This is a genomic window from Bradyrhizobium oropedii (genome assembly GCF_020889685.1).
In the GTDB taxonomy this organism is placed as follows: domain Bacteria; phylum Pseudomonadota; class Alphaproteobacteria; order Rhizobiales; family Xanthobacteraceae; genus Bradyrhizobium; species Bradyrhizobium oropedii.
Genome location: NZ_JACMYO010000013.1, coordinates 57697 through 72205 on the forward strand (window position 1 = coordinate 57697; position 14509 = coordinate 72205).

Annotated in this window: 13 protein-coding genes, 1 tRNA gene and 2 pseudogenes; 13 read left to right on the plus strand and 3 right to left on the minus strand. The window is 64.8% G+C overall.

Features of this window, described 5'->3' with window-relative positions; genetic code table 11:
- Positions 1-32 precede the first annotated feature (32 nt).
- The 11 genes and pseudogenes from H8A95_RS06305 to H8A95_RS06355 all read left to right on the plus strand — a co-directional run bounded on the left by H8A95_RS06305 (position 33) and on the right by H8A95_RS06355 (position 8769).
- Complete coding sequence (locus tag H8A95_RS06305) at positions 33-1730, plus strand: FAD-dependent oxidoreductase (RefSeq protein WP_229182380.1); 1698 nt, start codon at positions 33-35, stop codon at positions 1728-1730.
- Between the two features lie 210 nt (positions 1731-1940).
- Positions 1941-2249, plus strand: a complete 309-nt coding sequence (locus H8A95_RS06310; RefSeq protein WP_229182381.1) for a UBP-type zinc finger domain-containing protein — start codon at positions 1941-1943, stop codon at positions 2247-2249.
- A 226-nt stretch (positions 2250-2475) separates the two neighbouring features.
- The gene (locus H8A95_RS06315) at positions 2476-2976 is read left to right on the plus strand and encodes a hypothetical protein (RefSeq protein ID WP_229182382.1); all 501 of its coding nucleotides are present in this window, start codon (positions 2476-2478) and stop codon (positions 2974-2976) included.
- Between the two features lie 141 nt (positions 2977-3117).
- Positions 3118-3942, plus strand: a complete 825-nt coding sequence (locus H8A95_RS06320; RefSeq protein WP_163160876.1) for an alpha/beta fold hydrolase — start codon at positions 3118-3120, stop codon at positions 3940-3942.
- A gap of 223 nt (positions 3943-4165) precedes the next feature.
- A pseudogene (locus tag H8A95_RS06325) lies at positions 4166-4593 on the plus strand (DUF2948 family protein).
- A 214-nt stretch (positions 4594-4807) separates the two neighbouring features.
- The gene (gene hisD / locus H8A95_RS06330; RefSeq protein WP_229182383.1) at positions 4808-6103 is read left to right on the plus strand and encodes a histidinol dehydrogenase; all 1296 of its coding nucleotides are present in this window, start codon (positions 4808-4810) and stop codon (positions 6101-6103) included.
- Positions 6100-6603: a UPF0262 family protein gene (locus tag H8A95_RS06335; protein WP_229182384.1), complete on the plus strand. Its 504-nt coding sequence runs from the start codon at positions 6100-6102 to the stop codon at positions 6601-6603. The genes hisD and H8A95_RS06335 overlap by 4 nt, the downstream gene beginning before the upstream one ends.
- Before the next feature lie 159 nt (positions 6604-6762).
- Positions 6763-7227: an arsenate-mycothiol transferase ArsC gene (locus H8A95_RS06340; protein WP_229182385.1), complete on the plus strand. Its 465-nt coding sequence runs from the start codon at positions 6763-6765 to the stop codon at positions 7225-7227.
- 199 nt (positions 7228-7426) lie between these two features.
- Positions 7427-8056, plus strand: coding sequence for a Maf-like protein (locus tag H8A95_RS06345; protein ID WP_050423304.1), 630 nt, complete (start codon positions 7427-7429; stop codon positions 8054-8056).
- Positions 8057-8371: 315 nt separating this feature from the next.
- Entirely contained in the window at positions 8372-8554 is a 183-nt protein-coding gene (gene yacG / locus H8A95_RS06350) for a DNA gyrase inhibitor YacG (protein WP_229182386.1), read from the plus strand.
- A 139-nt stretch (positions 8555-8693) separates the two neighbouring features.
- A tRNA-Phe gene (locus H8A95_RS06355) sits at positions 8694-8769 on the plus strand.
- A 364-nt stretch (positions 8770-9133) separates the two neighbouring features.
- Here H8A95_RS06355 and H8A95_RS06360 read toward each other — a convergent pair.
- Positions 9134-10135 (minus strand): hypothetical protein, encoded by a 1002-nt coding sequence (locus tag H8A95_RS06360; RefSeq protein WP_229182387.1) that lies wholly within the window; start codon positions 10133-10135, stop codon positions 9134-9136.
- Positions 10136-10340: 205 nt separating this feature from the next.
- On the opposite strand from H8A95_RS06360, the gene H8A95_RS06365 reads away from it, so the two are divergent.
- On the plus strand, positions 10341-13163 hold the full coding sequence (locus tag H8A95_RS06365; RefSeq protein ID WP_229182388.1) for an autotransporter outer membrane beta-barrel domain-containing protein: 2823 nt from the start codon (positions 10341-10343) through the stop codon (positions 13161-13163).
- A gap of 97 nt (positions 13164-13260) precedes the next feature.
- Positions 13261-13655, plus strand: a pseudogene (locus tag H8A95_RS44365) (5'-nucleotidase).
- Between the two features lie 134 nt (positions 13656-13789).
- Here the strand turns inward: H8A95_RS44365 and H8A95_RS06370 are convergent.
- Entirely contained in the window at positions 13790-13975 is a 186-nt protein-coding gene (locus H8A95_RS06370; RefSeq protein ID WP_229182389.1) for a DUF1127 domain-containing protein, read from the minus strand.
- Between the two features lie 284 nt (positions 13976-14259).
- Positions 14260-14509: hypothetical protein (locus H8A95_RS44100; RefSeq protein WP_338027782.1), on the minus strand; the 250-nt coding region annotated here is incomplete at its 5' end.

A 14509-nucleotide genomic window follows, 5' to 3' on the forward strand; every position in this document is an offset into this window, starting at 1 on the left:
GGTGTGTTGCAGAGAGAAGCGGGTCGCCGAAAATGGCTGTAGATGAGACGATGATCGATCGGCTGAACGCAACCGCGTACGCCTTCCCGCGCCACGAGCAGACCTTTCCGACCCTGACAGCGCATGAGATCGAGCGGATGCGCCGTTTCGGCGAGGCGCGCGCGTACAAGGACGGCGAGGCGCTGTTCGAGACCGGCACGCCCGGTCCCGGCATGTTCGTGGTGCTGTCGGGCAGTGTCGCGATCACCCAGCGCGACGGCCTTGGCCATGTCACGCCGATCATCGACCAGGGGCCGGGGCAATTCCTCGCCGAGATCGGCCAGCTCTCCGGCCGCCCCGCGCTGGTCGACGGCCATGCCGATGGGGCTGTCGAGACATTGCTGCTGCCGCCGGAGCGGCTGCGCGCGCTGCTGGTCGCCGAGGCCGACCTCGGCGAGCGCATCATGCGTGCGCTGATCCTGCGCCGCGTCAGCCTGATCCAGGGCGGCGCCGGCGGACCGGTGCTGATCGGCTCGGCGTCGGTCGGCAACATGGCGCCGCTGCAAAATTTCCTGGCGCGCAACGGCCAGCCGCATCACGTGATCGATCCCGAGAGCGACAAGGATGCCGCCGACCTCGTCGCGCGCTACTCGCCGACGCGCGCCGAGCTGCCGCTGGTGGTCTGTCCTGATGGCACGGTGCTGCGCAATCCGTCCGAGACCGCGCTTGCGATGGCGCTCGGCATGATCGGCAACAGCGCGCATGAGAAGCTCTACGACGTCGCCGTGGTCGGCAGCGGCCCGGCCGGGCTCGCCACCGCGGTCTATGCGGCCTCCGAAGGGCTGTCGGTTGCGGTGTTCGATTCCCGGGCCTTCGGCGGCCAGGCCGGCGCCAGCATGCGGATCGAAAACTATCTGGGCTTCCCGACCGGCATCTCGGGCCAGGCGCTGGCCGGCCGCGCCTTCAACCAGGCACAGAAATTCGGCGCCGAGATGCTGATCCCGGTCTCGATCAAATCGCTCGACTGCTCGAAGACGTCGGGTGCGTTCGCGCTCGCCACCGGATGCGGGCACACGCTGCGCGCCAGGTCGGTCGTGGTCGCAAGCGGCGCGCGCTATCGCCGGCCGGTGATCGACAATCTCGAGAGCTACGAAGGCCGCGGCGTCTGGTACTGGGCCTCCCCGATCGAGGCGCGGCTTTGCGCCCAGCAGGATGTCGTGCTGGTCGGCGGCGGCAACTCCGCGGGGCAGGCGGCGGTGTACCTGTCGGCGCATGCCCGCAAGGTCAACATGATGATCCGCGGCGGCGGGCTTGGCGCCAGCATGTCGCGCTACCTGATCGAGCGCATCGAGGCGACGCCGAACATCGAATTGATGTTCAACACCGAGGTGATCGGGCTCGACGGCGCCGAGACGCTGGAGCGCGTGCGCTGGCGCAGCCGGCTCGCGCCCGACGAGTTCACCATGGATATCCGCAATCTCTTCTTGTTCGTCGGCGCCGATCCGGCGACCGGCTGGCTCGAGGGCTGCGGGGTGCAGGTCGACCGCGGCGGTTTCGTGATGACCGGCGTGCAGAACGGCGAGGGTACGCCCGCCGTGCCGCTGCTCGAGACCACGGTGCCCGGCGTGTTCGCCGTCGGTGACGTTCGCTCCGGCTCGGTCAAGCGCGTCGGCGGCGCGATCGGCGAGGGCGCGCAGGTCGTCGCCGCCCTGCACGGCTATCTCGCCGATGCCGGCAGCCCGTCGCTGTAGGCAGGTTCATCAGGGCCTACCCCGTCATCCCCGCGCAAAGGCGCAGCCTTTGTCGCTGGAGGAGCCGCGAAGCGGCGTCTCGAAGGATGAATCGGCCACGGTGCGGGCCGTGCATCCTTCGAGGCTCGCCCAGCGGCGCAATTGCGCCGCAAGGCTCGCACCTCAGGATGACGGTTCAAAAAGAGCCCACTTCAGATACGAGGTCGCAAAATGTCAAAGGGCTGCACCCATATCGCCGGCATCCAGGATGTCACGCCGAGTGCGCTCGGCTGCGAGGAATGCCTGAAGAGCGGCAGCCGCTGGTTGCATCTGCGGATCTGTCGGACCTGCGGCCATGTCGGTTGCTGCGACGACTCGCCGAACCGGCATGCGACGGCGCATTTCCACGCCACCGGCCATCCCGTGATCGAGGGTTACGATCCGCCGGAAGGCTGGGGCTGGTGCCATGTCGACGAGGTGCTGTTCGACCTGTCGAAGCGCAAGACGCCGCACAACGGGCCGATCCCGCGCTACTACTGATTCAAGTTCTCACGACGCGCATGGGTCGCTGCATCCGATGGGCGCACGCACTATCACCGTCATCCCAGCGACAAAGGCAAAGCCTTTGCGCGGGGATGACGGGTCAATCAAAGTTATCGTCGGGAAAATTTCGGATGAGATGTCGGCCATCTTGCCATCGAACCATGTAGCAATTTTCAGGGACGCATCGTAACGTGGTGCGGGTTCTCAACGGGGGGTGCGCCACATGTCGACGATCGTGCTCGTGCACGTCATTATCAGCCTGATCGCAATTGTTGCCGGTGTGATCGTGATGTTCGGCCTGCTCGGCTCGCGCGCGATGCCCGGGTTGACCGCGATCTTCCTCATCCTCACGATCCTGACCAACGCCACCGGCTTCGTGATCCCGCCGCTGGTGACGGAGAAGCTGCTGCCGTCGCACATCATCGGCGGCCTCTCGCTGGTGCTGCTCGCGATCGCCTGCATCGCGCTGTATGCGATGCAGCTCAGGGGCGCCTGGCGCCCGATCTATATCGTGACCGCGATGGTCTCGCTCTATCTCAACGTCTTCGTGCTGGTGATCCAGAGCTTCCTCAAGGTCCCTGCATTGCAGGCGCTGGCGCCGGCCGTGCCGCCGAACCCGCCGGCGGGGCCGGTCTTTGCGGCGGTGCAGGGCATCGTGCTGGTGTTCTTCGCCGTGATGATCATCGGCGCCTGGCGCCGGTTCAGGCCGGTCAATTTCGCCTGATCCGGGGCGGACGACATAATTTCGAGACGACGCACGACATAGAACTCGATGTGCGGTGGCGTGTCAGGGACACACCGTCGTCCGCGGTCCGTTCGTGCCTCGCATGCGCGGGCCAAAATCAGCAACAAGAGGAGCAATCAAATGCCCACCATCACCACCAAAGACGGCGTCGAGATCTTCTACAAGGATTGGGGTTCGGGCCAGCCGATCGTGTTCAGCCATGGCTGGCCGCTGTCGTCGGACGATTGGGACGCCCAGATGCTGTTCTTCCTCAATCACGGCTTCCGCGTCGTCGCCCATGATCGCCGCGGCCATGGCCGCTCCGCCCAGGTGGCCGACGGTCATGACATGGACCACTATGCCGACGACCTCGCGGCCGTCACCACGCATCTCGATCTGAAGAATGCCGTTCACGTCGGTCATTCCACCGGCGGCGGAGAGGTGGTGCATTACATCGCGCGCCACGGCGAGAGCCGGGTCGCGAAGGCCGCCATCATCGCGGCCGTGCCGCCCTTGATGGTGCAGACAGCGGCCAATCCCGGCGGCCTGCCGAAGTCGGTGTTCGACGGCCTGCAGGCGCAGGTCGCAGCCAACCGTTCGCAATTCTACCGCGATCTGCCGGCCGGGCCGTTCTACGGCTACAACCGGCCCGGCGCAAAACCGTCGGAAGCGGTGATCCAGAACTGGTGGCGGCAGGGCATGATGGGTGGCGCGAAAGCGCATTACGACGGCATCGTCGCCTTTTCGCAGACCGACTTCACCGAGGATCTGAAGAAGATCAACGTGCCGGTGCTGGTGATGCATGGCGACGACGACCAGATCGTGCCCTATGCCGATTCCGGTCCGCTGTCGGCCAAGCTTCTCAAGAACGGCACACTGAAGACCTACAAGGGCTTTCCGCACGGCATGCCGACCACCGAAGCCGAGACGATCAACAAGGATCTGCTGGCGTTTATCAAGGGCTGAGGGCCACGTCGCTTCGCGTCACCGCTTGAGACCTTCGACAGCGCTCGCGTGAGATAGCCACCGGCGGTTGGGTTCCCTCCCTTGTGGGGGAGGGAGCCTAACGGGCGTGCTCAACTCACGTTAGGCCTTCCAGCATCAACGGCCACTGATGACCGCGACCTCGGAGTGCGCCGGTTCCTCTGGCACGATTTGGTACCTCCGCCGAAGGCGTTATAATTGTCCCATGTCTCCGCCCGTCCCCCTGAAACTGATCGCCCTCGATGCCGATGACCTCGCGGTCATCTCCGCCCATGTGCAGGACGCCCGCGTCCAGCCCTCCGATATCGTCTGGCGCCAGGACGAGAAACGTTTGGTGGTCGGCCTGAACCGGCTCGACTGGGAGCAGACCCTGTCGGGCGGCGCCTGTTCGCGCCGGCTGCTCGCCGCGCTCCGGTTCGACCGGGTGCTGGCCTGCAAGTCGCGCAACATCGACCTCGCGGCCCCGGACACCCCCTGGAACTCGTCGGGATCGAATTCCATGTCTCCGACCCGCCCGGCGGCAGCGCGCTCTTGATGTTCGGCCATGGCGGGGCGCTGCGGCTGGATGTCGAGTGCCTGGAGTGCGAATTGACCGATCTCGGGGCTGATGATCTCGGGATGTCGCCGGGGTAATAGGCTGTCGTCCCGGCGAAGGCCGGGACCCGTGACCACCAATGCGGATTTTGGTCGCGATGAGGCCCCAGCCTCCCGCAACAATCGGCTGTCGGGGTTGGGTCCCGGCCTTCGCCGGGACGACGGCTGTAAGGTTGCATAGCTGCCAAGGGTTGACGGCCATTATCCGCCGCGCCATTGAGCAGGGACCCAGAGTCCTCTTCAGAAAGCCGCCATGCCCGTTCGCCTGGACCGACAGAGCGCCGATTTCGACCAGCGTTTCCGCGACTTTTTGGCGGCCAAGCGCGAGGTGTCGGCCGACGTCGAGCGTGCCACCCGCGCCATCGTCGACGACGTGGCGGCCCGCGGCGATGCGGCGCTGCTCGAGGCGACCAAGAAGTTCGACCGGCTCGACATCGACGCCGGCGGCCTGCGCATCACCACCGCCGAGATCGACGCCGCGGTCGCGGCCTGCGATCCCAAGACCGTCGATGCGCTGAAATTCGCGCGCGACCGCATCGAGACGTTTCATCGCCGTCAGCTGCCGAAGGACGAGCGCTTCACCGATGCAGCAGGCGTCGAGCTCGGTTGGCGCTGGAGCGCAGTCGATGCGGTCGGGCTTTACGTGCCGGGCGGCACCGCGGCCTATCCGTCCTCGGTGCTGATGAACGCGGTGCCGGCCAGAGTGGCCGGCGTGCCGCGGGTGGTGATGGTGGTGCCGGCGCCCGACGGCAAGCTCAACCCGCTGGTGCTCGCGGCAGCAGGTCTCGGCGGCGTCTCGGAAATCTACCGGGTCGGCGGCGCCCAGGCGGTGGCCGCTTTGGCCTACGGCACGGCAACGATCGCGCCAGTGGCAAAAATCGTCGGCCCCGGCAACGCCTATGTCGCCGCGGCCAAGCGGCTGGTGTTCGGCAAGGTCGGCATCGACATGATCGCCGGCCCCTCCGAGGTGCTCGTCATCGCCGACGACACCGGCAATGCCGACTGGATCGCGGCCGATCTGCTGGCGCAGGCCGAACACGACGTCAGCGCGCAGTCGATCCTGATCACCGACAGCGCGCGGCTCGCCGCCGATGTCGAGCGCGCGGTCGAGGCGCAGCTTGCGACCCTGCCTCGGGCCGAGATCGCCCGCACCTCGTGGAACGATTTTGGTGCCGTCATCAAGATCGCCAAACTGGACGACGCGGTCGAGCTCGCCAATGCGATCGCGGCCGAGCATCTCGAGATCATGACCGCGGACGCCGAGGGCCTGTCGAAGAAGGTCCGCAATGCCGGGGCGATCTTCCTCGGAGCCCATACCCCGGAGGCGATCGGCGACTATGTCGGCGGCTCCAACCACGTGCTGCCGACCGCCCGCTCGGCCCGGTTCTCCTCCGGCCTCGGGGTGCTTGACTTCATGAAGCGAACCTCGATCCTGAGGTGCGGGCCGGATCAGCTTCGTGCGCTCGGGCCCGCCGCGATGACGCTCGGTCAGGCCGAGGGTCTCGATGCCCATTCACGTTCCGTCGGATTGCGCCTCAATCTCTCATGAACAAGCCACCAGACGACGAGGATTCCAACAATCGCATCGTCGCGGTGACGCTCGACGAGGAATCGATCGGCCGTTCCGGGCCCGACATCGAGCATGAGCGGGCGATCGCGATCTACGACCTGGTCGAGCAGAACCTGTTCGCGCCGGAAGGAGCCGAGGTCGGGCCCTACACCCTGCATATCGCGATCACCGGCAACCGCCTGATGTTCGACATCAGGAAGGAGGACGGTGCGCCGGTGGTGGCGCATCTGTTGTCGCTGACGCCGTTCCGCCGCGTCGTGAAGGACTACTTCATGATCTGCGACAGCTATTATCAGGCGATCCGTACCGCGACACCGGACAAGATCGAGGCGATCGACATGGGCCGCCGCGGCATCCATGACGAGGGCTCGCGCACGCTGCAGGAGCGGCTCAAGGGCAAGGTGCGCGTCGATTTCGAGACCGCGCGGCGGCTGTTCACGCTGATCACTGTGCTGCACTGGAAGGGTGAAGGCGCATGATCCCGACCCGGAGGGCCGCGTTAGCGCAAAGTGGGTACCGGTTTTCGCTCGCGACAAACGCAAGCGTTTGCGCGGAGATCATGCGCAAAAGTGAGAGGCGCATGACCGGTGAAGCGATGATTGACGGGGGCGTACCCCGGTCGAAAAAAGCCTGATCGCATGGAAGCGCCACGCGCGCGCACTCCGCAGGCCGTGCTGTTCGCATGCGGCCACAACGCCGTGCGCTCGCCGATGGCCGAAAGCCTGCTGCAGCAGATGTTTCCGCAAGGCGTCTATGTGCGTTCCGCCGGTGTGAAGAAGGGCGAGCTCGATCCGTTCGCGGTCGCGGTCATGGCCGAGTTCGGCCAGGACATTTCCGGTCACAAGCCGCAGACCTTCGAGGAGCTCGAGGACTGGGAAGGATTGAACTTCGACCTCATCATCACGCTGTCGCCGGAGGCGCACCACAAGGCGCTGGATCTGACCCGGACGCTCGCCGCCGACGTCGAATACTGGCCGACCCATGACCCGACCGGCACCAGCGGCAATCGCGAGCAGAAGCTCGCCGCCTATCGCGAGGTCTGCGATGGCCTGCTGCTGCGCATCCGCCGCCGCTTTGCCAAGAGCACCGCCGCGAACCTGTGAGGCTCGGTGAGGCGAGGGGACCGGCGTGTTCCGACTAGCGCGATCGGGGCTTGTCGCCAGACTGACAAACAGCTGTGCTTATGGGGGCCTTGCCTCCAAGGGGGAGCGCGATTCGCGGCCGGTTCCAAGGTTGTGCATCCATGCCCCATCCGATAGGTTCCGCCCGCGTCCGTCCCCCCGATTCAGCCCAAAAGCCCGCATGCTAGGCCGTCCCAAATTCGTTCTTGCTTCCGGTTCGCCGCGGCGGCTGGCTCTGCTCAACCAGGCTGGCATCGAGCCCGATGCGCTGCGCCCGGCCGATGTCGACGAGACCCCGCGGCGGGGTGAGTTGCCGCGTGCCTGCGCCAACCGTCTGGCGCGCGCCAAGGCGGACGCGGCGTTGAAATCGGTGCAGCTCGACGACGATCTGCGCGGCTCCTTCATCATCTCCGCCGACACGGTGGTCGCGGTCGGCCGCCGCATCCTGCCCAAGGCCAATCTGGTCGACGAGGCCGCGCAATGCCTGCGCTTGCTGTCGGGTCGCAATCACCGCGTCTACACCGCGATCTGCGTGGTGACGCCGCGTGAGGCGTTCCGCCAGCGCCTGGTCGAGACCCGGGTGCGCTTCAAGCGGCTCAGCGAGGACGACATCCAGGCCTATATCGGCTCCGGCGAATGGCGCGGCAAAGCCGGCGGCTATGCCGTGCAGGGGATCGCCGGATCCTTCGTGGTCAAGATGGTCGGCTCCTACACCAACGTAGTCGGCCTGCCGCTCTACGAGACCGTGACCCTGCTCGGCGGCGAAGGCTTTCCGATCCGCCACGGCTGGCTCAACGCCGTCGCGGTGTGAGGGATCTATTTTCGCGCAGCGATGGCCGTCCACCTCTGCCGCTTGCGGACCATGGAACGAGCCGACAGCCGGATGCGATAGCTCGTCCCCGCGGGCGCGCTGCCAAAATATCGAAAACAACCCCATGCAAAGTAGCCGTCAACTGCCGGCATCCCTCGCCCCAAGGCTATCGTCCTGCGCTTGCGGGCGAGGTCGCCGTCCTGATCCACGAGGCCAGGCACCGGCCGGCGAAGACGCATATGCGATTGCCCTACCCGCAAGCGGGAGGGAGCGCGGCGGAAACATGCGGCAGATGATGTAAACTCCGGCCCAGCCATGACCGACCAAGCCCGAACGCCCCCGGCCACCCCGCACGCCTGCCCGATCTGCGGCAAGCCCGTCGAGCAGGCCTTCCGCCCATTCTGTTCACCGCGCTGCCGCGACGTCGACCTCAACCGCTGGCTGACCGGCCGCTATGTCGTTCCCGGCCGCGAGGACGACGCGGAGGACCCGGAATAGCCAAGATTTCCCAACAAGTTGGGGAAAGCGCTGGGACCGGGCCTGCCACGCCGAAGCCTTTGGCGAAGGCGGGTGGACACGGCGCCCCGACCTCTCTATAAACCGCCCGCTCGCTCCGGCCTTTCGGCCCCGCGAGTATGCCCAGGTAGCTCAGTTGGTAGAGCATGCGACTGAAAATCGCAGTGTCGGTGGTTCGATCCCGCCCCTGGGCACCACGCTTTTATGCCAGCGCATTTTTTTTGTCCTCGCCTCCGGCGCGAGTATCTCAACTTCCACACCCTGCTAAGGCTGTGCGATGAACTGCTCGTCACCGAACTCGGCTCCGCCTTCTCAAATTGACGCCGAAAGCACGCGACGACCACGGACGCTGTGGCGGCCATGTGAATGACGATGAGTTAGTCCAGCACCGTCACCGTATCCCTTCGAAGGCGTAGGAGTGCGTTTGTCAGCACAGGCTTGCCGCGGCAGGCCTCCCTCATCGATGGGCGGGCGTCTCCCGAAGCTCCGCAGGAGAGCAGGAAGATCGTCAGCGCAGGCTTGGACGTCGAGTGCGCTTCGCTGAGGGCCGCCGGGGCGCGATCAAGCGTCCGGTTGCCGCGCTTCCTTTGCCATCTGCTCCATTGTCAACCTGTAGATCATATCGTGCCCGGACATTGCGTCCGCGATGAAGCGGTCGAAGGATTGCAGGAGGGGAGGGTTGAGCTCGACCAGACTTCCGCCGCGCCCGGACAGAGTGACGTCGCCGTGTTGCGCGGCGTCTTCGAGCAGCGATCGCACGTGAGTGCGTGACACGCCGAACCTTTTGCCCATATCCGCATAGGTGAGGCCTGCGTCGCCGTCGCCGGCGGTCATCCGCATCTGTACGAGCTTGATCAGCACCAATATGCCGGCATCACGGGTCATGAACCGCATCACCTGTGGATGGCTCGCCATGATCTCTGCGCCCTTGCTGGAAAAATCCAGCGCGACCAGCCGGTGGACGCGCTGGAACGGGACATCGCGCTCCACCGGCTCGCGATAGCCGCGCTCCGGAAACATCACATGTAGCGGCGCGTAGTGATAGACGAGCCACTCCCGGTCGAGCGACATCATCTTTGGCGTCGGCCTGAGGATGCGGATGCGGCCGTCCTGCTCGGAGGGGAGCTGCTCGACATAGCCGAGCTGGATGAAGCGGGACAGCAGCGCATCGACCCGTCGTTCACTCGACAGCCCGAACGTCTTCAATTCGTCCTTGAGACGGCGCGGCGTCGGCCAGGTCGCCCGGTCGGCCACGTCATGGCGGAGATGAAGGCTGATGATCAGGTTGAACGTCACCTGCCGCACCGCCTCGACCAGCAGCCGGCTGTGATAGGCATCGCCCTCGTGCAGCGCGATCACCCCATCGACAAAGGTTGCGCGGCCGGCGGCGAAGCGCGGATGCGTGAGAATCTCGTCAGGGGTGAGGATGGCGCTGGCGACGGACGGGGCGGGGGAGGACATAGGCGGCCTTTGCGGCTTCGTGCCGCCCCCTGCTATCGACTTGGCAAAAACATTCAAGCGGAGCGCTGCACGAATATTGAGCAGGGGAGAGCCTGAAATCACGCGAGACGCGGCTATTGCTGGCAACTTGCCGTTCCGTCGACGAACTCGTGGACTTCTCGCCACACTCGGGCGATTTGATTGCCACAAAACCGGAACAATTTGCGTGGACCTGCCGGTAACTCTCAACCGCTGCTAGCTTGGCCCCCGGCCGCTTCGCGCTCCGCCAATGGATGCGCGCATGACCGGCTGCGGGGTGGGGTAAAGTATGTGGACTGAGAGAACGCGCGCGCTGCGAGCGCTGCTGGCTGGCGTCGTGGTGATCTGGGCTGGACCGGTGGCGGCTGCACCGGCAGTGAACGCGACCTGGAGCACCGCGCCCGGCTCTGGTGATTTCAACACGGCGACGAACTGGAATCCGCCGATCATCAATCCCCCGTCCAACGCGCCGAACGGCACCGCCTTTTTCGATACGTCGACGATCACCAGCCTGTCGCTATCGGCCAATACCCAGATCGGCGGCTTCACCTTCAATGCCGGCGCGCCGGCCTATAGCTTCAGCGTCGGCGGCCCCTGGATTCTGGTTTTCACCGGCGCCGGCATTGTCAGCAACGCCACCCCCCCAACCTTCAGCATCGGCTCGGGTGGAGGGATCCAGTTCTCCAATTCAAGCTCGGCCAGCACCGCCGTCATCACCAATGCCCAGGGCGGCTACCTCAATTTCACTGACACCAGCACGGCGGCCAACGCCGTCATTGCCAACAGCGGCACCGCCGCATTCCAGGGCGCCGCCACGGCCGGCAATGCCAAGATCACCAACACCGGCACTGGCGGTGTTGTGTTCCTCAACACCAGCACGGCCGGCAACGCCGTCCTTACTAACAGCAATGCCGGCACCTTCGATTTCTCCACGAGCAGTGGCCCCAACGTCGACCACAAGCTCTCAGCCGGCTCGATCGCGGGCGGCGGCAACTTCTATCTGGGCGCCGACCAGCTCACCGTTGGCGGCAACAATCTGAGCACCGTGGTCGGCGGCGTCATCAGCGACTGCGGCGGCGGCTCTGACTGTTTCAATCGCGCCCACCCCACCGGCGGGTCGCTGGTCAAGACCGGCACCGGCACGCTGACCCTGTCTGGTGAGAACACGTATACCGGCGGCACCACGTTTGCCGGCGGCACGATCATTGCCAGCACCGCCGGCAGTCTCGGCGCCGGTTTGGGGGCGCTGACCTTCAACGGGGGCACGCTGCAGCTGGGCTCCAGCTTCAACCTCGCCGGTCACCCCATTATCCTCGACGCCGGCGGCGGCACGATCAACACCAACGGTTTCAAGACAGAGATCGCGCAGCCGATCGACGGGACCGGCGGCCTGACCAAGTCCGGCGACGGGGTCCTGGTTGTGGCCGGACAGAACACCTATACCGGCGCCACCGTCGTCAACGGCGGCGTGCTCGACGTCAAGAGCTTCGTCAATACGGCGAGCGGAGTGGTCGTCAACAGCGGTGGTACCCTCGAGGGCACCGGCGTGATGAGCACGGTCACCGTCAACAACGGCGGCACGCTGGCCCCGGGCGACGCCGGCGCGCAGAGCGTGATTGTGCCGGGCCAGAAGATGACGATTTCCGGCAATCTCGCCTTCCAGTCCGGCGCGATCTATCTGGTGCAGCTCAATCCGTCGGCGTCGAGCTTCGTCAGTGTCGGCGGCACGGCAACGCTCGGCGGCGCCACGGTCAATGCGGTGTTCGCGAGCGGCAGCTATGTCAGCAAGCAATACACCATCCTGACTGCGGGCGCGGTGAGCGGCACGTTCGGCTCGTTCGTCAATACCAACCTGCCTTCGAATTTCCACGACAGCCTGAGCTACGACGCAAACAACGTCTATCTCAATTTGGCGCTCAACTTCGGCATTCCGAACAGTCTCAACGGCAATCAGCAGGCCATCGGCAATGCCCTGACCAATTTCTTCAACACCACCGGCGGCATCCCGATGACCTATGCGATGCTGACGGCGGCTCAATTGTCTCAGGCCTCCGGCGAACTCGCCACGGGATCTCAGCAGACCACGTTCCAGGCCATGGGCCAGTTCATGGGCCTGCTGACCGATCCATTCACGAACCGCAGCGGCGGCGCCAATGCGACGCCGGGCGCGACCGGCTATGCCGACGAAGAGCTGGGCTATGCCGCGAGGAAGCGCGATGCCTATGCGATGTTCACCAAGGCGCCGCTGGCAAAGGTCTACGACCCGCGCTGGAGCGTGTGGGCGGCCGGATATGGCGGTTCGCAATCGACCAGCGGCAATGCGGTGGCCGGCACGAACGACACCACCAGCAGCATCTACGGCACGGCCGTCGGTGCCGACTATCTGTTCTCGCCGAACACGATTGTCGGCTTCTCGCTTGCTGGCGGCGGCACGAACTTCTCGGTGGCCAATAGCGGCAGCGGGCATTCCGACCTGTTCCAGGCCGGCGCCTATGTGCGCCACACCCAGGGACCTGCCTACGTCTCCGCTGCGCTGGCCTATGGCTGGCAGGACATCACCACCAACCGCACCGTGACCATCGCCGGTATCGACCAGCTTCGCGCCCAATTCAACGCCAACGCGTATTCCGGACGCCTCGAGGGCGGCTACCGCTTCCTCGCACCCTGGATCGGTGGCGTCGGCATCACGCCCTATGCGGCGGGCCAGTTCACCACTTTCGATCTGCCGGCCTATGCGGAAAGCGTTGTCTCCGGCAGCGGAGCATTTGCGCTGGCTTATGGCGGGAAGGATGTCACCTCCGTGCGGAGCGAGCTCGGTATCCGCACCGACAGGCCCTTCGCGATGTCGAATGGCGTGCTGACCTTACGCGGCCGTTTCGCCTGGGCGCATGATTACGATCCCAACCGTTCGATCGCGGCGACCTTCCAGGCACTGCCGGGCGCGTCCTTCGTCGTGAACGGCGCGGCGCAGGCCGCCGACTCCGCGCTCACGACGGCTTCGCTCGAGATGAAGTGGATGAATGGCTGGTCGGCGGCGGCGACGTTCGAGGGGGAGTTCTCCAGCGTCACCACTTCCTATGCTGGCAAGGGCGTGGTGCGGTATCAGTGGTGACGCACTGATCTGACCGACAAGCCAAAGGAAAACTGCGCATGCATCGCATGCATGACGTGCGAAAATTGCCCGTCGTGCCATGGAACGGATGTAGCCTTTGCGCGCGAATGCGTCGATCTTCTCCGCATGCGTCTTCGAAAATCAGGACGTCAAGGCGGAAACCGCCATGCAACTTGACCGTGAACATGCAATACTCGGTAAGTGTGCCGGTTTTGAAGTCATGGAGCGGCTTCTCGCCTTGAACGCCCCCGGCATGGCCTCCGATGTTGAGGTGATCCTTCTGTCCCAGAACTCACCCGATCTATCTCTTCGAGCCTCAAGTCGATCAATCACTACGGTTTTGTCGTAAAGATCGGAAGCTTCACGAGCGGGCGCTCACTCTCGCCCTTTGTGCCAGCCCGGGGTATCGACCTGTTTCTCTCGCATGCGGATGCGGACGTAAGGAGCTGTTGCTGGAGGTGCGGCAGCAGCACGATTCGGCGCGGCGCCTAAGCACTCTGCCGAAACACCTGCTGGCGAGGTTCGGGTTACGACGACACCTCGCCGAACACATGGGCGCATCTTCGCGGAGGGGCTCTAAAATCTGTTACTCGGCAGCGGCTCCGCCCGTCTCGATGCGAATTGGGTCAGTCGTTTTTAAGCAAGACCGGCTCCCAGAAAAAGCGCGCCGCTTCAGCTTGCGCGTCACACACGTTAATGCCGATGTCACGCAGAAGATAGGGCTCGTTCTTGAGGTCCTCCTGTAGCCTCGCCCTGAAACGAGCGCGCTCCGCCCAAATCACCGGCAGATGGAAAATGACGGGAAGCGGCAAACCGCCCGCCGTGAACAGCGATCGCCTAGAAGATCTCGCGAGGACAGAAGAAAATTGAGGCACTGCGTTTCCAATCTTTCAGATGCAATATAAGGTTCGTTCAAAATACGCGTGCGACGATCGGCGCGCGCGTCGGCGTGGATGTCGGTCGATTGGATCGGCTTTTCACTCGGATCCGAAGCGACGCAATCCGTTGTGTGTCCGTCTGGATAGGCGGATTGTTCAACCGGACCAACGGAACATTTTGCGTGGATTCGTGAGACGGAAAAGTTGGTGTAAAAATCCTAACCCGCAATCTCGGCGGACGCCGTGGTGAGCGCGAAATTAGGTCGGGCCTCACGCCTCGCAAACCCGGTGTCACAATCGCCGAGGTCAATCTCAAATTCATCTGGGACGTCGTCACTCAGATCAGGATCGGCGAGGCCGGCCATGCCTTCATCACGGACGGGCGCGGTCTCCTCGTCGCCCACCCGGACATGAGCCTGGTACAGCGCCGGACGAGATTGAAGCGCTCGGCGAGTACCCCGATCTCGT